27 protein-coding genes and 2 pseudogenes are annotated in these 24,410 nt (G+C 45.8%); 4 read left to right on the forward strand and 25 right to left on the reverse strand.

The features are described 5' to 3' along the window. Positions 1-48: 48 nt before the first annotated feature. The 7 genes from BMY11_RS14215 to BMY11_RS14245 form a co-directional block, all read right to left on the reverse strand. Positions 49-1,293 carry a multidrug effflux MFS transporter gene (locus BMY11_RS14215; RefSeq protein ID WP_090577071.1) on the reverse strand — a complete coding sequence of 415 codons (1,245 nt, stop codon included), beginning with the start codon at positions 1,291-1,293 and terminating at the stop codon, positions 49-51. A 128-nt stretch (positions 1,294-1,421) separates the two neighbouring features. Continuing rightward, a complete protein-coding gene (locus BMY11_RS14220; protein ID WP_090577073.1) occupies positions 1,422-1,994 on the reverse strand; it encodes a 2-phosphoglycerate kinase in 573 nt (190 codons plus the stop codon). 78 nt (positions 1,995-2,072) lie between these two features. Further along, positions 2,073-2,978: an aldo/keto reductase gene (locus BMY11_RS14225; protein WP_090577076.1), complete on the reverse strand. Its 906-nt coding sequence runs from the start codon at positions 2,976-2,978 to the stop codon at positions 2,073-2,075. 244 nt (positions 2,979-3,222) lie between these two features. Continuing rightward, positions 3,223-4,068: a DNA-primase RepB domain-containing protein gene (locus BMY11_RS14230; protein ID WP_090577079.1), complete on the reverse strand. Its 846-nt coding sequence runs from the start codon at positions 4,066-4,068 to the stop codon at positions 3,223-3,225. 157 nt (positions 4,069-4,225) lie between these two features. After that, positions 4,226-5,305, reverse strand: a complete 1,080-nt coding sequence (locus tag BMY11_RS14235) for a nucleotidyltransferase domain-containing protein (RefSeq protein ID WP_090577083.1) — start codon at positions 5,303-5,305, stop codon at positions 4,226-4,228. Positions 5,306-5,459: 154 nt separating this feature from the next. Then, positions 5,460-5,726, reverse strand: coding sequence for a CD3324 family protein (locus tag BMY11_RS14240; RefSeq protein ID WP_090577086.1), 267 nt, complete (start codon positions 5,724-5,726; stop codon positions 5,460-5,462). Between the two features lie 227 nt (positions 5,727-5,953). Beyond that, positions 5,954-6,454: a hypothetical protein gene (locus tag BMY11_RS14245; RefSeq protein ID WP_090577089.1), complete on the reverse strand. Its 501-nt coding sequence runs from the start codon at positions 6,452-6,454 to the stop codon at positions 5,954-5,956. 446 nt (positions 6,455-6,900) lie between these two features. Between BMY11_RS14245 and BMY11_RS14250 the strand changes: the two genes are divergently transcribed. Genes BMY11_RS14250 through tatA form a run of 3 tightly spaced genes read left to right on the forward strand, consistent with a single transcriptional unit; the run spans position 6,901 to position 9,191 of the window. After that, positions 6,901-7,767, forward strand: coding sequence for a multicopper oxidase domain-containing protein (locus BMY11_RS14250; protein ID WP_371262845.1), 867 nt, complete (start codon positions 6,901-6,903; stop codon positions 7,765-7,767). Between the two features lie 19 nt (positions 7,768-7,786). Next, positions 7,787-8,983 (forward strand): ZIP family metal transporter, encoded by a 1,197-nt coding sequence (locus BMY11_RS14255; protein ID WP_256217479.1) that lies wholly within the window; start codon positions 7,787-7,789, stop codon positions 8,981-8,983. Positions 8,984-9,008: 25 nt separating this feature from the next. Next, positions 9,009-9,191 carry a twin-arginine translocase TatA/TatE family subunit gene (gene tatA, locus BMY11_RS14260; protein ID WP_090577095.1) on the forward strand — a complete coding sequence of 61 codons (183 nt, stop codon included), beginning with the start codon at positions 9,009-9,011 and terminating at the stop codon, positions 9,189-9,191. A gap of 82 nt (positions 9,192-9,273) precedes the next feature. On the opposite strand, the gene BMY11_RS14265 is transcribed toward tatA, so the two are convergent. The 6 genes and pseudogenes from BMY11_RS14265 to BMY11_RS14290 form a co-directional block, all read right to left on the reverse strand. Then, positions 9,274-9,612: a hypothetical protein gene (locus tag BMY11_RS14265; RefSeq protein WP_090577098.1), complete on the reverse strand. Its 339-nt coding sequence runs from the start codon at positions 9,610-9,612 to the stop codon at positions 9,274-9,276. A 130-nt stretch (positions 9,613-9,742) separates the two neighbouring features. Further along, entirely contained in the window at positions 9,743-10,351 is a 609-nt protein-coding gene (locus tag BMY11_RS14270) for a hypothetical protein (protein ID WP_090577101.1), read from the reverse strand. 62 nt (positions 10,352-10,413) lie between these two features. Then, positions 10,414-11,397 (reverse strand): annotated as a pseudogene (locus BMY11_RS29290) (SLAC1 anion channel family protein). A gap of 114 nt (positions 11,398-11,511) precedes the next feature. After that, a complete protein-coding gene (locus BMY11_RS14280) occupies positions 11,512-12,432 on the reverse strand; it encodes a LysR family transcriptional regulator (protein WP_090577104.1) in 921 nt (306 codons plus the stop codon). A 58-nt stretch (positions 12,433-12,490) separates the two neighbouring features. Continuing rightward, positions 12,491-13,186 (reverse strand): DUF7002 family protein, encoded by a 696-nt coding sequence (locus tag BMY11_RS14285; protein ID WP_090577107.1) that lies wholly within the window; start codon positions 13,184-13,186, stop codon positions 12,491-12,493. Next, positions 13,183-13,743 (reverse strand): annotated as a pseudogene (locus tag BMY11_RS14290) (thiamine pyrophosphate-dependent enzyme); the annotation flags it as partial. The pseudogene BMY11_RS14290 and the gene BMY11_RS14285, both read right to left, overlap by 4 nt. 260 nt (positions 13,744-14,003) lie before the next feature. Here BMY11_RS14290 and BMY11_RS14295 point away from each other — a divergent pair. Continuing rightward, a complete protein-coding gene (locus BMY11_RS14295) occupies positions 14,004-14,606 on the forward strand; it encodes a YjgB family protein (protein ID WP_090577113.1) in 603 nt (200 codons plus the stop codon). 291 nt (positions 14,607-14,897) lie between these two features. Here the strand turns inward: BMY11_RS14295 and BMY11_RS14300 are convergent, their stop codons facing one another. The 12 genes from BMY11_RS14300 to BMY11_RS14355 all read right to left on the reverse strand — a co-directional run bounded on the left by BMY11_RS14300 (position 14,898) and on the right by BMY11_RS14355 (position 24,394). Then, positions 14,898-15,794 carry an aldo/keto reductase gene (locus BMY11_RS14300; RefSeq protein WP_090577116.1) on the reverse strand — a complete coding sequence of 299 codons (897 nt, stop codon included), beginning with the start codon at positions 15,792-15,794 and terminating at the stop codon, positions 14,898-14,900. A 191-nt stretch (positions 15,795-15,985) separates the two neighbouring features. Further along, positions 15,986-16,270: a hypothetical protein gene (locus tag BMY11_RS14305; protein ID WP_090577119.1), complete on the reverse strand. Its 285-nt coding sequence runs from the start codon at positions 16,268-16,270 to the stop codon at positions 15,986-15,988. 6 nt (positions 16,271-16,276) lie between these two features. Then, positions 16,277-16,699 (reverse strand): hypothetical protein, encoded by a 423-nt coding sequence (locus tag BMY11_RS14310; RefSeq protein ID WP_090577122.1) that lies wholly within the window; start codon positions 16,697-16,699, stop codon positions 16,277-16,279. Positions 16,700-16,712: 13 nt separating this feature from the next. Continuing rightward, complete coding sequence (locus tag BMY11_RS14315) at positions 16,713-17,078, reverse strand: DUF2089 domain-containing protein (RefSeq protein WP_090577125.1); 366 nt, start codon at positions 17,076-17,078, stop codon at positions 16,713-16,715. 269 nt (positions 17,079-17,347) lie between these two features. Continuing rightward, a complete protein-coding gene (gene arsC / locus BMY11_RS14320) occupies positions 17,348-17,782 on the reverse strand; it encodes an arsenate reductase (thioredoxin) (protein ID WP_090577128.1) in 435 nt (144 codons plus the stop codon). Positions 17,783-17,797: 15 nt separating this feature from the next. Further along, complete coding sequence (locus tag BMY11_RS14325) at positions 17,798-19,108, reverse strand: arsenic transporter (protein WP_090577131.1); 1,311 nt, start codon at positions 19,106-19,108, stop codon at positions 17,798-17,800. Positions 19,109-19,125: 17 nt separating this feature from the next. Beyond that, entirely contained in the window at positions 19,126-19,470 is a 345-nt protein-coding gene (locus BMY11_RS14330; RefSeq protein WP_305728894.1) for an ArsR/SmtB family transcription factor, read from the reverse strand. 241 nt (positions 19,471-19,711) lie between these two features. Next, positions 19,712-20,719, reverse strand: coding sequence for a Delta(5) desaturase DesA (locus BMY11_RS14335; RefSeq protein ID WP_090577136.1), 1,008 nt, complete (start codon positions 20,717-20,719; stop codon positions 19,712-19,714). Between the two features lie 150 nt (positions 20,720-20,869). Then, positions 20,870-21,433, reverse strand: coding sequence for a hypothetical protein (locus BMY11_RS14340; RefSeq protein WP_090577138.1), 564 nt, complete (start codon positions 21,431-21,433; stop codon positions 20,870-20,872). Between the two features lie 171 nt (positions 21,434-21,604). Continuing rightward, a complete protein-coding gene (locus tag BMY11_RS14345) occupies positions 21,605-22,231 on the reverse strand; it encodes a cysteine hydrolase family protein (RefSeq protein ID WP_177182644.1) in 627 nt (208 codons plus the stop codon). A 157-nt stretch (positions 22,232-22,388) separates the two neighbouring features. After that, entirely contained in the window at positions 22,389-23,351 is a 963-nt protein-coding gene (locus tag BMY11_RS14350; protein WP_090577144.1) for a GyrI-like domain-containing protein, read from the reverse strand. A gap of 32 nt (positions 23,352-23,383) precedes the next feature. Continuing rightward, positions 23,384-24,394: a hypothetical protein gene (locus tag BMY11_RS14355; RefSeq protein WP_090577147.1), complete on the reverse strand. Its 1,011-nt coding sequence runs from the start codon at positions 24,392-24,394 to the stop codon at positions 23,384-23,386. Positions 24,395-24,410: the final 16 nt, after the last annotated feature.

Raw genomic sequence — 24,410 nt, forward strand, 5'->3', positions numbered from 1 at the left:
CTCCAAACAAAAAAAACCTACCGTTTATAGGTAGGTTTTTAAGAACGATTAGATAGCTTTCTCGTTCATCTGTTGATTTGCAGCAGCTTGGGTAGAATAATGGCTTGGCTTCTTCTTGCCCAGTAAGAAGTAAGCCAGCATTGCAGCAACGCTTGTAATTAGAATAATGACGCCGAGCGGAACAGCTGTGTCTTCACCCGCGATTCCGACTAGTGGAGAAACGACCGCACCGAGTAAGAATGGAATGACGCCGAGTAAAGCAGCAGCGCTGCCTGCCATATGTTTCTGGCTCTCCATGGCCAGCGGGAATGCTGCGGTTGATGTGATGCCGATTGCCGCTACGAAGCAGAATAATGGAATGACCAATGTGAATAGCGGTCCATGAACGACGGCTACTACGATAACAGCGACACTTGCCAAACAAGCGAGCAGCAAGCCGAATAATAGGAAGGTATGTTCAGATACTCGATGGGCCATTCGCCCGACAAGCTGGGAGCCAATCATCAGGCTTATACCATTCATTCCGAAAAGAAGCGCAAACACGGTCGGCGATGCCCCGTAAATATTTTGATAGATAAAAGGCGTTCCCGAGACATACGCGAAGACCCCGGCGATCATGATTCCCTGTGCCAGCATATAGCCGACAAACTGGCGATCTCGCAAGAGCGTTCCATAGTTCCCCAGCTGTTGTAAGAAATTGCTTGGCCCTCTGTTTTCAACTGGAAGCGTCTCTTGAAGTTTCCATTTTGTGACCGTCAGCAGATATAATCCGAGCAATGCCAACGCGATAAATACACCTTGCCAATTCGTGAAGGACAGAACCCCGCTACCCGTAACCGGCGCTACGAGCGGCCCCAAATTACCGACAAGCAAGAGCATCGAGAAAAATTTAGTGAGCTCGTGACCGCTGTACAGATCGCGTGCAATCGCGCGGGAAATGACAATGCCCGCCGAGGCAGCGAAGCCCTGTATGAAGCGGAATGCGATCAATAAACCAATATTGGGCGAGATGGAGCAAGCTAATGAAGCGATGGCATAAGCGGCCATTGAGAAAAGTAGCGGATTACGTCTACCGTGAGCGTCACTGAGCGAGCCCATAACGAGCTGACCGATACCGAGTCCGAGCAAACAAGCGGTTAGGCTGATCTGTACAAGCGAAGCCGACGTATCGAATTGCTTCACAATCTCCGGGAAAGCCGGTAAATACATATCAATCGTAAAAGGCCCGAGTGTTGAAAATATCCCCAGTAGTAGTGCTAGTTTAAACACATTCAGACTGTTCTGTTTAGTCATGTTCAAGCAATCTCCTATTCCATATCCAATACCTTATTTATAGTGAATCTTCTAATAATAAACGATTGTTCTACTAAAATACATCCTATCTTATTACCACCCACGCTAGCATTAACTCCACTGAACATTCAGATCTGTTCTTTACGGATAGCGATATACTCATAAACGCGGGTTATTTCATCCTCATAAGAGCGATCGATCTCGAAGAATTTCTCTCCAGTTGCTGCGCAGCTCCGCCTAAACACGTCATTTTCTTTGAGATATTCCTCGATTGTGGAATCGGAGCTATCTTCTGGCGTCAAGTCGCCTCGGTTTTCAATGATGTTTCTGTACTTCAGTATCTTCTCTTCATAGTTTTCCATGATATAGCGATTGGAGAAGCCGAGGAAAACAGGAATGATGTTGCGCAAGTAGGATGTATCAAACTCTTGAAGATAATGTGGTAAAATATAGCACCCTTCTATGACTAGACTCTGCTGATTCTCAATCGCCGTCATGATGATCCCTTTCAAGATGGGCCACAATCGATCACCAATGTGTTCATTGCTATCCATAGGTGTGAAGCCACAATCGGCATTGCCCCGATAGATCCCCATTTTTAGATGATCAATGGAGTAGTAAGGAATCTTGTAGGTTTCGAGCAGCTTTTGAGCCATATAGGTTTTACCCATCTGACTGTTGCCGCTAATAAGAATAATCATCGAATTCCCCCTCTCTATAAAGAACAGGTACAATCACTTGGATTGTACCTGTGATGTTTCGGTCATTTCAAACTACATTCAGCTCTTTGGACCTTGGCCAGCCGCTTGCAGACGACGCTTTGCTTCTTCGTATATCTCTCCTGAAAGTGCGCCCTTCTCGGCAATTCGAATATTCTCGGCAAGATGCTCCGGATTCTTCGTTCCAACGATCGTCGTGGACAAATTCGGATGGCTGAGCGTGTACCGAAGGATAAAGCCAGTCCGACTTTCGCCTTCCTCCAGCAACTCATCCAGCTGCGCCTTCTCCCAAACAGCCCAGCGATCCTCATTGCCAAGTCCTGCGCCAGGTTCCCCGCGACCTACACCACCGCGAATGATCGTTCCTGCACCGGCATTCGCCGCATCCGAGATGATGTTCTCATGATCTCTTTCAAGCGCGGAGTATGGAATTTGGAAGCTGTCGTACACGCCGGATTGAATGTAGCTTGCAATGTGTGGTAACGTCGAGGAAATGCCGATCCAGCGTACTTTACCGGAAGCCTGAATTTCCCGAAGCACCTCTACCAAGTTGCCTTCTTCAGTCTGCTCAACAGTCGGATTATGGAGCTGCAACAAGTCAATATAGTCCGTATTCATTCGACGCAAGCTTGTTTCAATGTTGTGCAGCAAGTTATCCCTTGTCCAAACATGAGGCGTTTCATCGTGATCGCCGCAATTGACTACTGTACATCCGCATTTTGTTGCAAGAATATATTCGTCACGGCGTTTGCTGATGAAGCGGCCGATGTATTCTTCGCTTAAGCCGTAATCATAAGCAGTATCGATAAAATTAATGCCCGCATCAAGCACGGTGTTTAAGATTCGATCAGCCTCGGAGTCCGTGACGGATCGACCTCCCCATATCCGCGGGCCACGAATTTCCATGGCGCCAAATCCTAATTTCGTTACCTCGAGTCCTGTTCTACCTAGCACTGCTTTCTGCATTCTGATTCCTCCTCAAACGAATAGTGAATCCTAAACCCTACATGGATATGCAAATATAATGTGAGTATCATCATGAACGCATCAACCATGTTCTATTATATCAATAGCCCCCCTCTAGCATAAGAAGTGAAAAAATGATTACTCACTAACCTTTAAGTAACTACTGCGTGGTAGAGGTACGAGGTGCATACAAAAAAGGAGTCTGGAATACTCCAGCCCCCTCTCCTTTATCCGTAACGGTTGTTTATAACGTTAAAGCTAATCTCTTGATAAGCTCGGCCTGCGTAAAAGGACGCTTTCTCCCCCAGCGCTTCACGCGAACGAGGTAAGGGCTTGCCGGATTCTTCCGGTGGTAGAAGCCGGGAACACGCATGACTCGACCGAGATCTGTGATAGAGGGATCTGAGTTGAATTTGCGAACGAGCGCCTTCTGAATAGACACGAACCGGCCAAGCGATCCATTTCTGATTGCCCAATAGATATGATAGCCGTTCTTGGTCTCGACGATCAGCGAAGTGCGAAGGTGCTTCCGGTGCTTTATGAGAAATCTCCGTTTCAGCTGCTGTACTCTTCGCCTGCTACGCAAAGCGAGCAATCGGTAACGTCCTTGCTTAGTAGGCGTCAAAGTGACGGATAGGATCTTTTCTACGGGATCTGCTTGCAGCTCCTTCATTCGCTGCTCTGCCTCTTCGATCGAATGAAACCATTCAGATATCTTATTAAGGTCAACGTCGATGAAATGAGCGCGAACCTTCTGGAAGTCACCACGAGCCTTTTCCCGGTAGTTGATGGTCATGAACACCGCGTAGCCGTCCTTGTTTCTGAGCAGCAGAGGAATTGGCTTATTGGCATAGGTCAGCAACTTAATCCGAGGCAGCCGGTACTCCATCAGCTTCATCTTCTTATGCAACGTCATCGCCCGCTTCTTACTGTGCGAAGTCGGCTGAACAGGCACCCGTGCCATAGTGTCGTGGACGAGGGTGAAATGCAATGTTTGGTTTCTTTTACAACCAAGCTTCTTTATAAAATAACGGAATTGGCGGGAACGCAGCCACATGCTTCTTGCATGCAGTGTCAAACGCTGCTCCACGGAATCACATCCTTTATTTTGCTCATATCACAATGTATTCTCCTAAACATATTTATTCTGCCGAGCTGCCGGACGTGTGGTCACTCATCCCCTGGCTCATTGACACGTATGGAAAGAACGAAAAAAGGCTGCCATAGGCAGCCCTTCTGTTCTGGAACTAACTCATATACTGAGCATATAATTGCTCAATGGTATCGTAGCGTTCTACCTTTCTGCCGACCTTAACATATTCGTCTAGGTACTCATCCATCATTTGAAGGAATTTCTCTTTCATTCCTTGTAATTCACTTGCATCAAAGTGCTGCATCAAATCAAACCTTGGTGTTCCTTTAACCGCAGCCATCTCATCGAGATATTCTTGAGCTCCTAAAGCTGCATGAAACGCATACGATGTATCGTTAGTCTCAACACTGTTCATTATTTTATTTCGACAGTTGCACCACAATTCTTCGTATGTTCCTCTAAGATTATCGAAAGTCGGAGTCGGTTTTACAAGGAAGCTCGTACACATTGTTCGATGTAACTCCGTAACGCTTCTCAGAATAGTCAAAGATGCATGTCGGATGCCTTCTATCGTATTTGCTTCAATTACTGTCATGTATAAGGATTCCAGATCGTCTGGGATATAGCGATACATGCAGATTTCTTCCAAATACCGCTTGATCCCCCGTTTGATGCACGTGTTATTCATGCTGACCAAGGCATTGACCAGATTATAGATAACACCAGCAGATGCATGGCGCACTGAGCCGATATCATCAGCCAGCATGGTAGCGCTGTATTCTTGCTTTGCAATATCGATCCATTTTTTTGCTCGAATAAGACACTCTTCTCCAATTGGCTTTGCAAGCGCATCTAGAGCTTTTTGCCTAAACTTATTAAATTTCTCTAAATCCTCCGTCTTTGCGTAATAGAGAATTTCGAGATCGGTTAGGCTCGAAACTCCCGGACTCTCCAAGCTCGCTTGCGCCTGGATTCGAGTGTCCCAAGGCGTGCAATACATATCATATCCGACTTCATCTAATATAAAGCAATAGGATATCCCCCAGGCCCGGTCCGTGTTATTAATGATAATGAGGTCAAGATCGCTCTTCTCGTGGAAGTCTCCGGTTCTCATAGAACCTGTAAGCCCAATAATTGCTATATCATCAGGAAAATCTCTTTTTGCACGTTCAATCACCATCTTTATGAGCCGTTCATTCTTCTCCATCAGCTGCTTCTTGATTAATTCGTTCATACGTTACACCCTTTCTTGGAGCCGTCCTACTCAGGCAACTATTTCAACTTGAGTCTATCGATTTAGCGGGGCGATTGCTATGTAGAAGTTGTTTTAACTCATCTTATACACAAAAATCCGCTAAACAGTCTTCTTGACTGCTTAACGGATTTGATTAGTCCTTTTTATAAATAATTTTCTTTATGCTTTCGTGGGACAAGAAATACCGATCCGACAGCTCACGCATGCTGACTCCACCACGGTATAGTGATTTAATCTCAGCGTTTCGAGCGGAGACCATACTTTTACTGCGAGTATTCTCGCCCCATTTACTATGTGCCTCTTTGGGTTTTGGAATATAAACCAATTCGCCTTGAACATATTGTTGAATGATAAGTAGTAATTCTTCCGGGAAAATGGACTCGGCTTTTGAATATTTCACTTGCCTCACTCCTTATTTAATGGATCAATAAGGTAGCAAAGCCAGCTTGAAGAAAATAACGATTGGTAGTTGGCAATGTGAAATTATTTAACCTCTATGCAAAGCATTGCCATTTCCTTCACTGGCTTTGCATAGAGCCGCGCATGTAAGAATCCTACTCCGATTGGTTTCAATAGCTACACCTCCATATAAGAAATCTGCCATCTATTCGCAAGTATAACAAAGTTTTACCCCGATTTCTTGTTGTTTAACTGTTTATGAACCATGTCTTTCATCGCAGACACGGTTGTTCGCTTATATTGAATTCCCAGCCGAAGCACCTGCAATTGTTCTCTGCGAGAGAGACTCTTGAACCGAGGTTCCTGCTTCAAGAAGCGACGGATAATGGCCCAACTGCTTGACGGGGTTCGTTCCCGCTTCATGTATGGCACTTCATAAGGCAAATTCTGCTTGCGTATCCGTTGAATCAACGAACTCAGCTTGGCCGACGCTTTAGTCTCGTCTACAAGACATGGCGCAGCTGATTTCCTCGTGTACTTCTTTAGGTAATCATAATGGCTGCTTCCACTCACCAGGACGTAGCCGCCAGCTTTCCTGCTCTTGCGGACAATCATGAGCTGCATACAATCCTGTGCGGTCCGTTTGAGCTCCTTGATTCGATTCGTTAGCTGGGTCGTTAATCCGGGTTTGATCTTGCTAAGGGGGATATACTGAACCGTATATTTCATGGCATTCACCCCTTCCAGGTTTTCTTATATATATGCACTTCGCCTTCCTCAAGCGACCCTTACGCGATTAAATAAATTCGAAGTTCGATCGATTTTTTAAAATTTGGTTTACAACGACAGTGCGACAGCATATAGTTAATTTAAAAGTTTTGCATCAATGCAACATTTTGTCCCTTGAACAAGTATGCTTTTTTTTGACAATTGTTTTGCTCTTGGACAAAATAGTTTCCCTAATACAAAAAGGTGGTGTTCTCGAAATGACGTTCGATCCAAAGCGTCCGGTATCTAGACGACAGGTGTTAAAGTGGGGCGCTGTCAGCGCGCTTGGTGTTATCGGCAGTTCCATACTTAATCCCGTATCCTTGTTCTCGAAATCCGTGAGTGCCGCGGAGAATCAAACGGGACATACAGGGCATTCGGGCAGTGAGAACAAGAAGCATCAACAGATGGCGCACGGTTACGATCCGGGAACCGGTATGACGGACGGTTTGAAGCAAGCCATCAATGCACTCACGGATTTTGATTACGGCAAAGTCAGTACGCGGGCCGATGGGAAAACGGTAAGAGACTATAAATTGGTCGCGGTGGACGTCGAGGTCGAAATCGCCAAAGGTATTAAGTTCCCCGGATGGGCTTACAACGGTACGATACCCGGTCCGACGATCCGATGTACGGAAGGAGATATTGTGCGTGTTGAGTTCTGGAATGGATCCATGCATCCACACTCCATTCATTTTCATGGCATCCATTCGCCGAAGATGGATGGTCTAGAGCCTATCCAGTCCGGAGACAAATTCATCTACGAGTTTGAAGCCAAACCGGCCGGTATGCATGTTTATCACTGCCACATCCCTCCACTCGCCAAGCATATCCACAAAGGGCTTTATGGCAATCTTATCATTGATCCGATAAAGCCAAGGAAGCCGGCCAAAGAGTTGAACATGGTGATGAATGGATACGATTTGGACTTGGACGGCGCGAATGAGGTGTATACGGTGAACGGCTATGCGTTCGCATTTCAAGCCTACCCCATTCAAGTTAAAGTTGGGGAAATGGTTCGGATTTATCTCAGTAATCTGACAGAGTTCGATCTCATCAATTCTTTTCACCTGCATGCAAATATCTTCAAGTATTACGAAGTCGGCGCTGACCCGGACGCCCGTCCCATCATTACAGATACGATTATGCAGTGCCAGGGACAGCGCGGCATACTTGAGATCGTCTTCCCTGAACCGGGCAAATACATGTTCCACGCACACCAGAGCGAATTCGCCGAGCTGGGATGGATGGGGTTCTTCGAAGCTAAAGTTTAAGGAATGGAGGTGAGGTGCATTGAACACGGAATTCGTAACTGTGAAAGAAAAGCTGAACAACTCCAAGCGGTTTTGGTTATGGGGCCTTATCCCCTTCGTTCTACTCGTTATCATTATCTCTCTCCTCTCAACTCTGGGAACCGGCATTAAGGATAAGTCCGCAGCACCGATTGAAGTGTTGGACATCCAGAGGATTATGATGACCGAAGAGGGATTTACTTTAAAGGTTCTGAACACAGGCCCGGAAACTGTGACGATCGCGCAAGTCGTAGTAAACGATGCTTTCTGGAATGCCGATTTCCACTCAAGTCCAACCGTCGGCAGGTTCGGCGAGACCGAAATCACGATCCCATATGGTTGGGTAGAAGGCGATCCGTATACCATCGTCCTGATTACGACCAATGGATTGCTGTTTACTGCTGAAGTTCCTGTAGCGAGTATGACGCCAGAGCTTAATACGAATCGGTTCCTTCAATACGCGCTGATTGGGTTCTATGTCGGCGTCGTCCCAGTCGGACTGGGCTTGCTGTGGTTCCCGTTCATGAGACGGTTCTCCGATCGAGGAATTCAAGCTGTATTGGCGCTAACGGTCGGATTGTTAATCTTCCTCGTGATCGATACCTTTCAAGAAGGCTTTGAGCTCGCGGCAGCGGCACCAGGAATTTTCCAAGGCACCGGTTTGGTATGGCTTGCGGCATTACTCAGCTTTCTGTTCCTGCTCGCTGTAGATCAGTCGAATGACAAGATAGGCTTTGCATCCGGCAAGAGAGTAGCTTACAAAATCGCTGGAGGAATTGGTCTTCATAATTTGGGAGAGGGACTTGCGATCGGGGCTGCATTCGCGGCGGGCAATGCCGCTCTGGGCACCTTCCTGATTATCGGATTCACTCTGCACAATATTACAGAAGGCGTCGGCATTGCGGCTCCGATGTTGAAGGATCGACCAGGTCCGAAGACTTTTCTTACCTTGGCAGTACTGGCCGGTGGACCTGCAATCTTAGGTACATGGATCGGAGGCTTCCTATTTAACCCTACACTGTCTGCCTTGTTCTTCGGCATCGGCGCGGGAGCGATCCTGCAAGTGGTCTATGTCATTAGCAAAATGATCGTAAGAGAAGCAAGCAAATTAGGTTCCCCTGCCGTCTCTTGGTCTAACTTCGCTGGCCTTTCGCTTGGCGTAGCTATCATGTATGCAACGGCAATATTAGTACACTAAAGCATTTTGAAGGAGAGTCATTCTAATGCCGATGAATATTGGAATCACCGGATTTATCTTGATTGCGCTGCTTGCTCTGCTATTATTCGGTCCTTCCAAGCTGCCACAGCTCGGAAAAGCGATCGGAACCACAATTCGAGAGTTTCGATCCGGCACAAAAGAATGGATCGAGAGTGATGATTCTAAGACAGAGAAAGACGATAAATAGATGACACGCTATAGTCTCAATATGCCGAAAAGCCACGTGAATTCACGTGGCTTTTCAGCATTCGAAATGTGCTTGCTTCTTACTATAATATTGGCGAATGTGTGGTATGAAGCTCATGCGTGTAACTCTCAAGCGCTTCCTTGGCTTGCAGGACATCATCTTTATGGACCTGCAAATTCAAAGCTGAATATTGGAGCGATGAGTCCATCGTGCCGGCGGCAATGCCCGATAACGGCTGACCGTCCTGCTCGCGGATACGGGACCGTATGCCCCGTCCGTGTAAATAGGCATGTTTATCCTGTAATTCTTCCGCCTGACTGCCTGGTGCGGTCAGAACTGTTTTCCAGCGACTGGTTCGGATAATGAGGGCGGCGACGATCAAGAACACAGAGACACCAACGATAATCAGAATTGCATTCATCGTTATTCACCTCTTCGTTCAGGGAAGATTCCCCTGTTTCCCATACCTTAACCATCACCGTTTACTCGTGAAACAGCATGCTTATCTTAGAACTGCCCTTTTTGATTCGATTTGTACGGCATCAGCCTGTCTATTTCTGTACTGTCGATAGGCTGCAGCTACACCCATTAATACTCCTTAATGGCATTAAGGATACGCCAAATGCTACAGGCACTGGAGCCTTTAATAACTTACATAGAACTGATGTAATGACGACATTTATAACACCGACCCAAATGATGGACTCTGGCAACAAGTGATGCACAGTAACTGCAAGACCAGCCGTAATCGTCAATACCGCTAATCGCGGCGGAATCATCCGCCAAGCAAATTTCTCAGCATGAAAGCTTTCAAAAATGAGGGCAAATACAGGTGGAACCACGATTACCTCAAGGTTTGTTCCGAATGCGAATCCAATCCAAAGGCATAAAACGATGCTAATTATGAGAGTATCTGTCTTTTTACGAAATGTCGCAGCACCATTAGGTAGTTTGGCTTGCTTCAGCATTCTATAAGCAGCTAACATAATGACGAACGTAAAGATCGTTGTTGAGATTGCAAATACATAATCATGAAGGCCTAAGAAGATCGGCAGCAATCCAGCAGGAATGGTTGGTCCGAAATTCACTCGAAACAGATGCATGAGAATAATAATAATAACAAAACCAAGCCATAGCTTCAGTAGCGGCGTCACTGTCAAATGATTTAATGAAGTACCCTAGAATGCTGCTAAACTCGGCGAAAGCCACAAGCCATTCATGCTTATCCATGAAGCAGAGTCCCATTAAATAGTATCTTCAACGTTCGAATAAACAGAACGATAACAACCATACTTAGTAAAGCCAGAATGATCGCTGCAATGACGATTAACAGCCATGAATCCATGAACATCGCATATTTGATCGCTGCGTTGCTAAGCGCTGCTATCGGGAAGCTTACTCCCCACCAGGAAACACCGAACGGGTTAGACTTCTTAAATACTTTGAAGAACAATACGACGAACAAGAACAATCCGAAGTAAAACAACATGGATGCGAATGGATCAATTCGTTGCACAAAATTCGTATACCCGAGAAAACCAACCTCAAACGGCGCAATCAAGATAATCATCGAAGGCGTTAACCCCGTTGGCATTGGAGCATGATGAATCAATCTGGATAATATGAGTGTAAAGAATACCAAAGCTACAATTCCCCCGATTGCAAGAGACATCAGATTAATCTCATGCGCCCACTGGAAAGGAATCGTCCCTCCAGCAACCGGAATATCAAGTGTGCTCACCACCGGAACCAGGGAAGCTGGAACCTTGTTAAGCGGCTCCAGATTTCCGTTTAACAATCGTTAAACAAAAACAAAGCAAGCGGCTAATGCCAGTATTGTTCCGATGATCCAAATGGTTTGTCCCGATTGTTTGCTGTAAATGCCGATCACGGAGGAGAGCAACAGTATGGCAATCGGAATCGTTCCGAAAAAATTCCCTAAGACAGGATGCATGAATTCTGCTTTCACTTTTTGCGGATATAGAATCCATTTGGTAAGATACCCGATACCTAACACGATAAATAACAGAACAGCAACAATTCCACTGATATCCGCTATATTCGTAGAAAAGCCGAACAACTTACTTGCTTGTCTCCATGCCAGCGACAAACCCGATATTCCCATAACCGCCGCAAATAGATTAACGGGTAAGAATTGGATTGAGCCGATGCTTCTTTGTTTCTGAATGGCAGCCATGGTTTGCATGGAATTGATCCCTCCCTCTTTCAGTTCGGAATTATTCCGATGCCTTATTCTAAGAAATATCTAATCATTGATCAATATCGTTGTTTCTATGAAAATGATAGATAAAAACTATGATTAAGTTAAGCGATCACAGCCCTCCATCTGCGTATCTTGCTTTAGTGTTTTTATATGTGCGGTCAACAGATTAATAAATCCTTGTGTTGCTTTTCCCATGTATTTATCCCGGTGATAAACGATACCCACTTCTCGGCACAGTGTTGGATTTTGAATCGGAATCGGAAGCAAATCTTCATAGTTGTACATTTCAAATAATGTTTTTGACAATACGGTCCCGCCTGCACCTGAACGAACGAGTCCAAATAACGAATCGATCGTTGTCGTTTCGATCAGAGGCTGGAACTTGAAACCGGCCCTAGAACAAGTCATATCGACTAACTGTCGGCAGCGGTGGGTTTCAGGAAACATAACGATAGGCACATTCATAATTTCCTCAAAATCGATAGAGCTGCGACCTGCATAGGGATGCTGCATTGTTGCAACAAAATAGAACTTCTCCTCATAGAGCGGAATCGTATGAATCCTCTCATCCTCGATCGGAAGAATCGTAACGGCTACATCCAATTCGTTATTCAAGACACGATCTACGATATTCTCGACACCAAAGATTTTAATGCGAACCTTTGGATAATCGCGATGAAAATGAAGCAGCAACGATGAGACCAATCGGTTCAGCTCGCCTGGAAGCGCACCAATCGATAATGTGCCGCGCTCAATTTGCTGTAGCTCACCAATTTGCTCCTTGGCACTCGCCAAATTGCCAAATGCCAATTTACTCTGCCTATACAGGATCATCCCGGCCTCGGTTATCGCGATTTTCTTCCCGATACGGTCGAATAAGGGGACGCCAAGCTCGTCTTCTAGCGCTTTTATTTGATGACTTAAAGAAGGCTGGGTAATACCCAGCCTGACGGATGCTCTTGTGAAATGTAGTTCTTCGCATGTTGCGATAAAGTATTCTAACTGACGTAACTCCATCTAGATCCGCCCTCTCTGCACGGTGCCACTTACTTACTATCCCACTTTTGGCTTCTGTTCAATCTATGAATTGTTGTAATGACCGGGCGTAATGCCTCCATATTTCAGGAATATCCTCGTCATGCTTGCAATAAATCGCCTCTAAGTAACGGGACAAGTTTGTTACTTTTCCTTCAACAAGCACCTCAAGTATTTCGGACGGTTTTGAAGGCAAGTAACTTTCCTGTACAGACTCGAATCGCATGAGTGGTAAAAACATTTGCAGGCTTTTCTTATAGGAAACACGAGCTGGATACCGAGGCGAGCTTCCGGAATCGTACTTAGACAATTTGACTTGTTCAAAGCAGTCACGGAGCAACGATTGCGCATCAAGTTGAAACACGGCAAAGCCCTCATGAGGTTCTCTTTTTGAATACATTTCCAGCATTTTGAGGCAACTCCTTCTGGTCGGCCAAAAAAACACATGCTGATCAAGATGCTGTTGAAATTGTCGCTGAGTCGTATTCGCATCCATCACTTGATCTACAATACGCAGATGAGCATTCGCAACGAAAGTTTTTCCATGCAATTGAATCTCTTTACGGCTGCTTCGACTTTCATTTGCTAATGCAGGATCAGCCTCGATACTTGAATACAGAGCATCGACATTCGCGATCGAAGGCAAGTTTCGGACTCTCGTGAAGTGATAGAAGGACTTCCGCATTACGCTCTTCGTTACTTTGTTTACGATTTCATCATACGCTTGGAGCTTCACTTCTCATCTCCCATAATCACGTCATCAATCGTCGAGCCAGGGGTAACCATTGGGTAAACATTCTCTTCTTGGTTGATTACAAAATCAATGAGTACAGGTCCAGGGTTGTCCATCGCTTCTTTCCACGCCGTGCGGGCTTCGTCTTTGTTTGTTGCCCTGAGACCAGTAACGCCATATGCTTCAGCCAACTTTACGAAATCAGGGCTTCCGGAGAGGTCCATATGACTAAAGCGATCATCGTATATAAGTTCTTGCCATTGCCGTATCATGCCCAGAACTTGATTGTTGAGAATGACAATCTTCACGGGAATGTTATGAATCGCACAGATGGCAAGCTCTTGAGCGCACATTTGGAACCCACCATCTCCATTTACGGACACCACGAGTCGGCCGGGGTTACCTACTTGTGCCCCTATTGCAGACGGAAATCCAAAGCCCATTGTTCCGAGTCCTCCAGAGGTAATGAGCGAACGCGGGTGCTTAAATTGATAAAATTGAGCGGCCCACATTTGATTCTGACCGACGTCCGTAGTCATGATCGCTTCCCCATTCGTCGTTTCGCTAAAAACTTCTACCTCATTTGTTGCTTCTACCCTTTCGTGTACATTGTCATCCCTTTGATTTTATGGATGATCGGAAGTATTCGCGACGCGGTACGGCGACCACTATAAGCAAGCGCTACGCGAGTGGAGGCTTGTTACCTTGTTGTAACTATTTCGTTACCGTTCTGTCACCCCTTCTGAGACAAGGTTAGTTACTATAAGGTTGTAAGTTAACCGTCCCTAGTCTCCACAAAACTTGAAGAGGTGATTGTTTTATGAAGAACAAATCCAAATACTCCTTGAAATTAGTCAATAAGATTGCCCTGGCCGCATTGATTGCGGTAAGCTCCACAGCAGCTATCTCCGATTTGAATGTCCACGCGGCAACAGCCGATGCCGGCCTTAGCGCGCAGAAGGGCAGCACTTATATTAAGACCATCTACAAGCTTGCAAGTGTTGGGAAAATTCCCGGATTAAACGCCATCGCTGGAAAAACGCCGATCTCAGCCGTTCATTACAAATGGGGCGGTCCGGAAGTTGGCGGCGACCTGAAAGGTAACCATTACGAAATGTACAATTTCGGTATGGGACAAGGCGCTTACGGCTTCGGCATCAACAAGTCCGGTGTCATCTATGATTTGCGCAATTTCGGGCAGTCCATTGATCAGTCAGTTGGCGTCAAGTCACTGACCTTCGCTTCCGTCATCCAAACACTAGGCATGCCCAAAGAAGTTCGCTTCACAGGGACAGACAAAATTTACGTATACAGTCCTGCCAAAGCATACGAACTGAAATTCGTCGGCCCAAGCAAAGCTGCTAAAGGTAAAGTCGCGCATATTGACCACATCAACGTCTACGCTGCCAAAGCGAATACGTAACACTCAGGAACAGGAACACTCAGGAACAGAACACTTAGGAACAGAACACTCAGGAACAGAACACTTAGGAACACAGAAAAACCGCCTAATAGCTGAACAGGCTGCCGAATTTATAATCGGCAGCCTGTTTTTTATTCATTTCTGCAAATTCGCCTTAAACCAGAACACATTGTACGGGTTCCACAGCGACAGGGTAAAATAAACGGTCTTACTCTCGTCAGCCGTATAACGGCTGTTCATAAACGGAGCGTATAGTCCGGGCCCACCTTCTCGGCAGCCATATCTGGTATCTTAGCCTTGACCGATCCAATCGGCCAACGCCTTCGCCTTCCACTGTTCACGAATCGCTTCGTATTGTTCCACAGGCAGCAAGCCCTGTGCCAGCAGCCGTGCATTCTCCGTCCAGCGGTCCGGCTTTGTCGTGCCGACGATTGCGGCATTCACACCTGGTACGGAGAGAGTGAAGCGGAGCGCCGTACCAATTGATTCGCTCAGGTCTTCTTGCAGGAAGTCGTAGCCGAGCTCCTGCAGCCGATTCCAGTATGTGTGATGGTACCCGGATTCCGGCTTCTTGCCCGTCTTCCAAGCCGCGTTCGCGATCGGCCGTTTCGCGACGACGCCGATGCCTCGCCGCTGAGCTTCCGGAATCGTCAGAGTTATCGCTTCCTGGTCGGCAATGTTAACCGATGTCTCGAGTGAGTCGAAAGCACCGCATTGCACGGCGTAGAGTGCGGCTTTATGGTCTCCGCTGTAACCGATGTAACGCGTCTTGCCTTTCTCTTTCGCCCGTTTCAGCACATCGATGACGTCGCCCTGGCGCAGCAGTTCCTCGGAACAGCCGTGCAGATGCACGATATCGACGTAGTCCGTTTGCAATCGTCTCAAACTACGGTCGATGCTGGCCTCCAGCATGGCCGGATCCCAGTCCTGCTGGTTGAACCCGGACGCGTGGCCGCATTTGGTGAATAAATAATAATCCCCACGCCGCTTCGCAATCGTCTTGCCGATCAGTTCCTCGCTCGTCGCGTAACATTCCGCCGTGTCGATGACGTTCAGCCCCGCATCGAGCGCGCTGCCGAGCAGCTTGTCCGCCTGTTCAGCGCTGATACCTTCGAAGCCGATCTCCGCGCCACCGAAGCCTAGAATGCTCACGTTCATGTCGGTTCTGCCATACTGCCTTTTTTCCACCTTGCATACCGCCTCACTTTCGTCGATTGGACTTGGATTGATGTCTCTCATTATAGGCTGTTCGCTAATGTTTAGAAAGAAGTGAAAAATTTGTCAGCAGCTAACCTAATGTATAGTTACTAATGAATCCGTTAATCGTTGTCATCGCCTAAATTAGAAAAAGTCCGCGATTTACGCGGACTTCATACGACTTACAATCTAATCAACACTTCCGTGCCATCCTGAGCCCGGACATCGACCAGCACCGTTCCTTTGCAACGTTGCAGCTCCTTGATGAGCTTCTTAATCGATTGCTTCGTGCTACGTTTATCGAGAATTGACAGCACCAGTTCAATCCCCTTCTTATTGCTCAGCCAATCTTTCATTCTGCGATGGACTAATTTGGAAGTCAGTATTCCACTCCCCAATCGTAATACGGTATAAGGGACAGGAATTGTAAAAGCGTGCTCCTTACTCTTAACTTTCACCATTATCATGAGCTATCACTCAATCACTACGGTGATGGTATCATTGTCACCAGTGCGGATGTCAATGATTTGTCCATCAAGCTCGTTCTCGATTGCATCGATCAGCAGGTTGATATCGATATCCTTCACATACTGCGCTGCCTGCGGAATATTGGACGCGATGCTGTGCCCTGCTCCAAGTACGGCTTTCACCAGTTTGATGGGCACATTGATATTGACATTATCATTATCTTGGGATGTAATTCGTATTTTCAACGTCTTAGATAAATAACCGCCGGATGTCGATGACAATCTTCTCGAATAGTCGGGTCTTGCCAGCACCTGTACGGCTTGAACGGGTTGCTTCTCCTTTAGCGCGTTAATCAATTCTGAAGCCTGGACTGAATCAATTTTACCTTCTTGCATCATAGATAGCACTTTGCCGATTTCTTCTTTCATCGTTTCATCCTCCTTATTCATGCTTCAACATTTTGACCGCTTCGTCCGCAGTAATCTCGCCATTCTCCAACATGGAAATGACCTTCTTCTCATCGACTTCCGACTTCTTCCGCGTATCGTACCCGAGGGCCGTAATGATGTCATTGAGCTTGCCGCGCACCGTCGGGTAAGAAATGCCGAGCTCTTTCTCCACTTCCTTGATATTGCCTCTGTTCACTAGAAAGGTGATCGCAAATTGGAGCTGTTCGGGCGAAAGTTGAGCTAGTGTTGATAATTCAAATGTGTTCTCAATTCGCGTCCTGCAATGTCCGCATTCCAACTTGACGGCGTACAGCGAATTGTAGCATACAGGGCACTGTGTGATGATGGGATATTTCATACCCGACTCCTTTCCTTTTCTTAAAGTATATTTCAACATATTCAATTTGTAAACGGTTATAATCAATAAAATTAAGTACGAAATTAATTTTATTGATTTACCGAGTGTCATCACTCTCTGATTATTAAGTGTTCAATTAAAAAAAGAAAAGCCTCATCGAATTCATCGGGATGACGCCCAGTTTCAACCTGGTCCATCCCTACGACTCAAAGAGACTCTTTTACTTAATGATTGCGTTTCATTTGCGATTCGTAATTTGTTTGATGGTTTTATTTCCCTTCTGCAACAAATCGCTCGATTCGGTTTCTAATCGAATCGCGTACCTCGCGAAACTTTTTATTGATGTCTTCTTCAGAACCGGTTGCTTTTGCTGGATCATCAAAGCCCCAATGCCATCGCTCAGCTTTGTCATTGCTGATAATTGGACATTTATCGTTTGCGTGTCCGCATAGGGTTATTATGTAGTCCGCTTGTTTCAAGATTTCTGGATCAATAACATCCGATGTGTGAGTTGAAATATCGATACCTGCTTCCGTCATAATATGTACCGCACGGGGATTTAATCCGTGGGCTTCCAGTCCAGCGCTTTTCACTTCGAATTTATCATTGCTAAGTGCTCTAAGGAAACCGTCAGCAATCTGACTTCTACAAGAATTTCCGGTACAGAGAAAGTAAACGAGTGGCTTGTTTTTCTTATTGTTCATTATTAGTACTCTCCCTTATCTTGAAATGCCTGTGGAATTAATCAAGTAAAGCCAGAAATACAATCCTGTTAACGTGAGAAATAGTGTTGGAACAGTCAGCATGATACCGATTCTGAAATACCCGCCCCATGTAATCTTCACGTCTTTACGGGATAATACATGCAGCCACAAGAGCGTTGCCAGTGAACCGATAGGCGTGATTTTTGGTCCTAAATCACAACCGATTATATTGGCATACACCAGAGACTCACGAATAACACCTTGCGTGGATGTCCCTTTTATGGCAAGCGCATCAATCATAACAGTCGGCATGTTGTTCATAACGGATGATAATATCGCTGCTAAAAGCCCTGTAGCGACCGTAGAAACAAACAAACCTTGATTAGCGATCGCTTGCATAACATCTCCAAGGGTATCTGTCAGCCCGACGTTTCGAAGTCCATAAACGACAACATACATTCCAAGTGAGAAGATGACGACTGCCCAAGGTGCGCCTTTAACGAGTTTCCAGGTATGAATCGCAGGACTGCGCCTTGCGGAGAGAATAAACCAAATTGCAACACCTCCTGCTAGTACTGAAACAGGAACGTGAATGAACTGACTAACAAGGTACGCTACGAGCAGTACAGCCAAGATCACCCAAGAAAGTCGAAACATTTTCTTATCTTTAATGGCATCGACCGGTCTTTTGAGCTGATTGAGATCGTAATTGGCAGGAATGCTCTTTCGGAAAAACAGGACCAAGACAAGGAGGCTCGCCAACAGAGAAAATAGGTTCGGTACAATCATCCGGCTAGCGTATTGGACAAATCCGATACCAAAATAATCGGCAGACACAATGTTAACGAGATTACTGACCACAAGTGGCAATGAAGTCGTATCTGCAATAAAACCACTCGCCATGATGAACGGCAATATCATCCTTTGATCGAATTTAAGTGCGCGCACCATGGAGAGAACAATAGGCGTCAGAATGAGCGCAGCACCATCATTTGCGAAGAAAGCAGCTACGGCCGCGCCAAGAAGAATTACGTATACGAACATCAGCTTACCGTTGCCTTTGGCAAGACGTGCCATATGCAGCGCCGCCCATTCAAAGAATCCAATCTCATCTAATAGGAGTGAGATCAGAATGATGGCGACAAATGCTAGCGTTGCATTCCAAACGATACCGGTAACCGTTCCGACATCTGCTATATCAACGACTCCAAAAATCAAAGCAAGGATAGCTCCACCGCTCGCGGACCATCCGATATTAATTCCTTTCGGTTGCCAAATAACAAACAGTAAGGTAACAAGAAAAATTAGTAAGGCTACAAATGCCATTAGTCCCTCCATTTTACTTAGCAGCAGCTTGAATTATTGTCCGCCGGTCTAAAAATGCAGCAGAGCTGCTCAGAAAGAAGGGCGTTTATCTCGTTAGGATTGAGCTCGTAATAGCTCCAAGTCCCTCTTGTCTCTTTCGTAATAAGGCCAGCATCTAACAGTAACTTAAGGTGATACGACAGCTTGGATTGTGGCATCTCCATTACTTCAGTTAAATCACAGACGCAAGTATTGCCGCGTTGGCACAACTCATACAGAATCTGAAGTCTTTTTTCATCAGCTAAAGCCTTGAATTTTTGTTCGTATTTTTCAAATGAAATCGGTTGAGTTGTTTGTTCATTGATTGGAATTGTTCTTTTCAATCTCGATCACCTTCGCCTTCTTCTTTGCATTTGTTGTAGCATCAGTGATTCTGAAGATAATAATCAAATTTTTTTGATATAAAAGCTTGAGAAAAACTTACCACACAATCATCTTCAGATCAACATCTAATCAAAAAAAGTTGATTTAATGAATATACATTGCGCTATTAACATCAAAAGGCAACCGATTCTTGAGGTCGGTTGCCTGGGGATCGTACAATTTACAAAGCATTACAGCGGATTAATTTGCTGCATTCTGTATCCGCTTCAATGCCCGAAATCCAATGAATTTTCTACTTGCCTCATCCCAAAGTCTGAAATTTAGTGAAGCAAGACTGGAGAGCAGCGTAATTTCTTGTACTTGCCGCATACGCGGATTGGAATGATGAACAGTTCCCAAGTTATAGTTTGGAATTCTTGGGCTCAAATGGTGAATATGATGAAACCCGATGTTGCCAGATATCCAACGCAGGACACGAGGTAATTTATAGTAGGAGCTGCCTTGCATCGCAGCTTGTACATAATCCCATTTATCGTTCATCTCATAATAAGAGTCCTCGAATTGATGCTGTACATAAAACAGCCAAATCCCAGCCACACTTGAAACGAAGAATACCGTTCCCTGAATAAGGATAAACGACTGCCAGCCTATTGCCCAGCAAAGCAGTCCGGCAACAGCGGCGATACCTGCATTGGTCAAATAGGTATTGTAGCGTTCTTTCGTGTTAGCGCGCTTCCGGTTAAAGCGGTAGTCAATCAGGAAGATATACACGGGCCCGATCGTAAACATGATGAAGGGACTGCGATACAACCGGTACACTAGTTTGCGTAAAGGTGTAGCATTTAAATATTCGTCAACCGTCATCGTCCAGATATCGCCTGTCCCTCTCCGTTCGAGATTGCCACAAGTCGCATGATGTACGGTATGACTATGCTTCCATTGAAGGTATGGCACATACGTCATAATTCCAGTAATGGTACCAACAATATCATTAGCTCTGCGGTTCTTGAAAAACGATTTGTGACAGCAGTCATGGAAAATAATAAACGTCCGTACCAGAAATCCTCCGGTGACGACGGATAGTGCTAAAGTCAGCCAAATCGAAACAGATAAGCTCCAATAGGCGGCAAGCCACAGCAGCAGGACAGGCCCAATCGTATTCACGATCTGCCAAATACTGTTCTTTAATCTCGGTTTTTCGTAGGCTGCAATCTCTTTGCGCCAGTGATCCTGCTCAGAATCCATCATGTTGTAAGGTTATCCTCTCTTTGCCTGCCATCATTGAGCTTAATTGTACCAACAACGGTAGTACGTGGATAGGGCAAAGTAGTTCCAATTATTTTTTTTTTTTGCTGATATGCCAATTTGCGGCTTCTAATGCTTGTCATCGAACAACTTTTAATGAGACTCAACGATTTGATCGTAAGTCGTCGCCTCGGCACCATGGATCTCATTTTGTGCATTTACCATCGCTTCCTTCAATTTCTCCACATTCAATTTACCATCCGCGGAAGCGTAATTCAACTCGCCGACCAACCTTGTATATTGATCGTCTATTACATCCAGATAGCCTACTTCTTTCAAACGTTGATTGTCCAAAATTTGAAGGCAACTGGCTGCAAGCAGTCGGTAAGCTTTGTTCGTGCCTGCGAGATATCCACGGACTTTTTTTGCATCTACAGCTGTTGGGCCAAGCTCAATGTTGACGCCATGCAATTTCTGCTCCAACTCACCTACTTGGTTTGAATTGCCAACTGTTGTAGGTTCGGATGTCTCAACAGGCGAGGTTATCGTCTTCGTCTCTGTAGAGGAAGAGACATGTTTTTCACCAATAGAGAAGACACCCGCTTGAGTTAGTGCGATGGTCAAACCGGTCACAGCCGTAATAATGCCAGCCATTGCTGTCAATATACCCGGCAGCGTCTGCCACCAAGACTGAGGTTTGGGTGGTTCTCCATTCATGCTCCTCTCTCCCATCTTTTTTTCTAACATTATATTCCAATGGGATAAAAGAGTGTTGCTGTTTAAGAGGGCTCATGTATCGATGCTTAAGACAAATTTTTAATCATGGTAATACTTTCAACTTCAAGTTTAGCCTTCGAAAATCCTTTTGCTGTATAGAATTCAACAGCGTCAGACCAGTGGTACAATTTCGAAATGGTTCGTATTTACCCACTCGTCCCAATAAAGAGGCGAACCCCAGAACGGGAAGAGCGTCTCGAAAAGCCCCTTCTTCTGATCCGCATTACCCGTGTAAGTGTCCACAGCTTCAAACAGAACCTTGGCGCGATAGCCGCGATGATGCAGTTCCTGGAGAGTGCTCAGAACGCAGATTTCGAATACCAGTCCGATTAAGACAATTTCATGCTCGGAGCTCGGTGGTCCGATCGTTTCGGACAACCACCTGTCAAAGCCATTCGGAGAGGGATAAGGGATACCTGGCAGATCACTCACCTCTCCGGCTCCTTCACGAATCCATACTGGCGACGGTTCTGACTTGACCCATACGGACTGGTGTTTAATGTCGGTAGGGACGAGAGATTCATATCCCCACGTACCTGGTATACACACTGATGTACCCTTATCAGGCTCGGTATCACGATAGTCTGATATAATCTCAACAACCTTATAACCGCGCTCGCGAACAAACGGGAATAGGGTGTCTCTAATAAATGGTACACAAGGCCGTGGGCTGTAATGGGCACCGCCTTCTGTTGCGAAGTCGTTCTGCAAATCAATAGATAGGAAAATGACTGACATTTTGCACCTCCAAACACATCTCATTTCATTTCCTTACATCGCTCATCAACTTGTTACGAATACGAATATTCTACCATTAAAGTATGGAAACTGCCCGTAGCTGAATTATGAAGTAGAAAAAGCCGCAATTAGCGGCTTCTTAGTCCTATATGTGTTGTCATCCTACAGCTTTCTTGCGAATTGGATAAAGCATTGTAAATGCAAATGTCTCGATTTCCGAATAAGGAATCGTAAGTGCGTTCAGTGGTTCAAGCGGAACTGTCTCCATCCCGAGAACACCTTCACGCGTATCAATTTCATACTCAGACGACTGCTCGAGCCAACCGAACATGGCATCATAGACACGCCACATATGGGCTTCATCCCCAGATACTCTGGCGCTCACGCACAGCCCTCCGCTTACTTCCAATGTATCGATTCCATCCGGCACATCCCCAAATTCACGAACGGCCAATCCAACCCACAGTGTTTCGACTTCTTTACTCCACTGCTCTTGCGGAATGAACACATAGGCTGACGACCCTTCAGACAGTCGCGCATCTTCCAGTGGGATCTGCGCTGTAAGCTTGTTCCAGGCTACACGGGTCCCGCTCTTGTCCGGTGTCATTCCCGTTCTTACTGCCAATGCCTTGAATGGTGCTACTTCAACCAGATCAATCACAATGGATTCTCGCACAGCCGATTTTATCTGAACAAACACATCGAATTCGCTATCATTCTCTTCACCTTTATATCTATCATCGTATACTTCGAAGCAGACAACGTCGAATTGCTCATAATGGTTTGACCCGAGCCAGCTCATGAGTGCTTCGAAAGTATCATTAATTCTGCTTATGGGCCCCCGATGTACAGCTGCAGCATATTGGCCAGCGGGAATTGTAAATGCATACATTCCTTCAGGTATTTCACCTACTAGGTTAATTTCAACGCCGGCCATATAGCCAAGTTCATCTCGTTTTATCAATCCAATTGTTTCAAGTTGATTTACTCTGTCATTCACTTCCTCGATCCTCTTTAACAAAACAGGCCAGCAATCCCCAGGATTGGCAGCTTCACCAATATTACCTATGCCAACAATCTTACGCTCTGGACACTCAACTAACCGCGGTACAATATTCATTGTAATTAACGCCTCCCTTCACATAAACAGTATTAGTTGACCCACGCTTCCGACCAATATCCCTTCATAAAATCGAGCAATCGTTCTAAGACTTCTACTCCTAACATTTCGGATTCCTTAGCTGCCCGCAGCAGTTGTACCGATCGCTCAGCTACCTCCGGCTCATCTGGTTGACCGCCCTGAGGGAAAGGGAACATCTCTCGCATTTGTGCCAGAGCTGCAGCGGTTTTTGAATAATGCGCCGCCGCCTCTGCTGCGAATTTCCGCACCGTACGCTCAACTACATTTTCACCGTTCCAGCGAATCACTAGCTCACTCAGAAATTGCGCAGCATATTCGCGGGCGTCGCTTACTACCGCAATATTGTAAGCGTTACCGAAAGGGTCCGCACCTCTACGTTCCATGCAGGCAATCCAGGCATCGTACCCAGCAAGCCCAATCTGATATTTGCCTTCGAAAATGTGCTGCCATTCCCGTCCCCGCGCATGATCCACGATCATATCGAGCGCCATACGCAGCGTTTCGTATTTGGAGTGCGGTAGACTTTCACTAATGGCCGTCACCCAGAGCATATTACGCTTTTCCACGAAATCGGTATACGAAATCGTACCTTCTTGTGAGACATCCTTAGCGTGAAATACCTGCTGTTCGTCGTCGTATCCATAAATGAGCCCGAATTCCGGTATGAAGAGGTCAAAACTGATAACCGGAAATCCCTTATCGATAGATTGCTGGATAAGAGCGAGTACCTTCTCAACCTTCTCCGGCGTGAATGGCTTCACAGTATCGGAGAGACTGCTAATATACCCCAGGTTACACAGATTCCGCCTAACGAGATAACCGCCTGGAAACATTGTGGGGCCAGCCACATCAATATGATCGGGATCAATATTGATTCGGAATGCATGGCCTGTAATGCCCATTACATCAACTAATGAATAGTGCTCCTTTTCCGTATAGGCAATGGCTCCATGGATCGCGGATGCGGCGCTCGTCCACGACTTTGTCCAATCTTTTTGAATCGTGCTGTTTACTTCGTTCATAGTGCATCTCCTTCAA

This window comes from Paenibacillus sp. OV219, from assembly GCF_900110075.1.
Taxonomy (GTDB): domain Bacteria; phylum Bacillota; class Bacilli; order Paenibacillales; family Paenibacillaceae; genus Paenibacillus_Z.

Excerpts from the sequence above, each read along its gene's own strand:
- BMY11_RS14215 (WP_090577071.1), bottom strand. The coding sequence starts at position 1,293 with ATGACTAAACAGAACAGTCTGAATGTGTTTAAACTAGCACTACTACTG.
- BMY11_RS14220 (WP_090577073.1), bottom strand. The coding sequence starts at position 1,994 with ATGATTATTCTTATTAGCGGCAACAGTCAGATGGGTAAAACCTATATG.
- BMY11_RS14225 (WP_090577076.1), bottom strand. The coding sequence starts at position 2,978 with ATGCAGAAAGCAGTGCTAGGTAGAACAGGACTCGAGGTAACGAAATTA.
- BMY11_RS14235 (WP_090577083.1), bottom strand. The coding sequence starts at position 5,305 with ATGAACGAATTAATCAAGAAGCAGCTGATGGAGAAGAATGAACGGCTC.
- BMY11_RS14245 (WP_090577089.1), bottom strand. The coding sequence starts at position 6,454 with ATGAAATATACGGTTCAGTATATCCCCCTTAGCAAGATCAAACCCGGA.
- BMY11_RS14250 (WP_371262845.1), top strand. The coding sequence starts at position 6,901 with ATGGCGCACGGTTACGATCCGGGAACCGGTATGACGGACGGTTTGAAG.
- tatA (WP_090577095.1), top strand. The coding sequence starts at position 9,009 with ATGCCGATGAATATTGGAATCACCGGATTTATCTTGATTGCGCTGCTT.
- BMY11_RS14265 (WP_090577098.1), bottom strand. The coding sequence starts at position 9,612 with ATGAATGCAATTCTGATTATCGTTGGTGTCTCTGTGTTCTTGATCGTC.
- BMY11_RS14280 (WP_090577104.1), bottom strand. The coding sequence starts at position 12,432 with ATGGAGTTACGTCAGTTAGAATACTTTATCGCAACATGCGAAGAACTA.
- BMY11_RS14295 (WP_090577113.1), top strand. The coding sequence starts at position 14,004 with ATGAAGAACAAATCCAAATACTCCTTGAAATTAGTCAATAAGATTGCC.
- BMY11_RS14305 (WP_090577119.1), bottom strand. The coding sequence starts at position 16,270 with ATGATAATGGTGAAAGTTAAGAGTAAGGAGCACGCTTTTACAATTCCT.
- BMY11_RS14310 (WP_090577122.1), bottom strand. The coding sequence starts at position 16,699 with ATGAAAGAAGAAATCGGCAAAGTGCTATCTATGATGCAAGAAGGTAAA.
- BMY11_RS14315 (WP_090577125.1), bottom strand. The coding sequence starts at position 17,078 with ATGAAATATCCCATCATCACACAGTGCCCTGTATGCTACAATTCGCTG.
- arsC (WP_090577128.1), bottom strand. The coding sequence starts at position 17,782 with ATGAACAATAAGAAAAACAAGCCACTCGTTTACTTTCTCTGTACCGGA.
- BMY11_RS14325 (WP_090577131.1), bottom strand. The coding sequence starts at position 19,108 with ATGGCATTTGTAGCCTTACTAATTTTTCTTGTTACCTTACTGTTTGTT.
- BMY11_RS14335 (WP_090577136.1), bottom strand. The coding sequence starts at position 20,719 with ATGATGGATTCTGAGCAGGATCACTGGCGCAAAGAGATTGCAGCCTAC.
- BMY11_RS14340 (WP_090577138.1), bottom strand. The coding sequence starts at position 21,433 with ATGAATGGAGAACCACCCAAACCTCAGTCTTGGTGGCAGACGCTGCCG.
- BMY11_RS14345 (WP_177182644.1), bottom strand. The coding sequence starts at position 22,231 with ATGTCAGTCATTTTCCTATCTATTGATTTGCAGAACGACTTCGCAACA.
- BMY11_RS14350 (WP_090577144.1), bottom strand. The coding sequence starts at position 23,351 with ATGAATATTGTACCGCGGTTAGTTGAGTGTCCAGAGCGTAAGATTGTT.
- BMY11_RS14355 (WP_090577147.1), bottom strand. The coding sequence starts at position 24,394 with ATGAACGAAGTAAACAGCACGATTCAAAAAGATTGGACAAAGTCGTGG.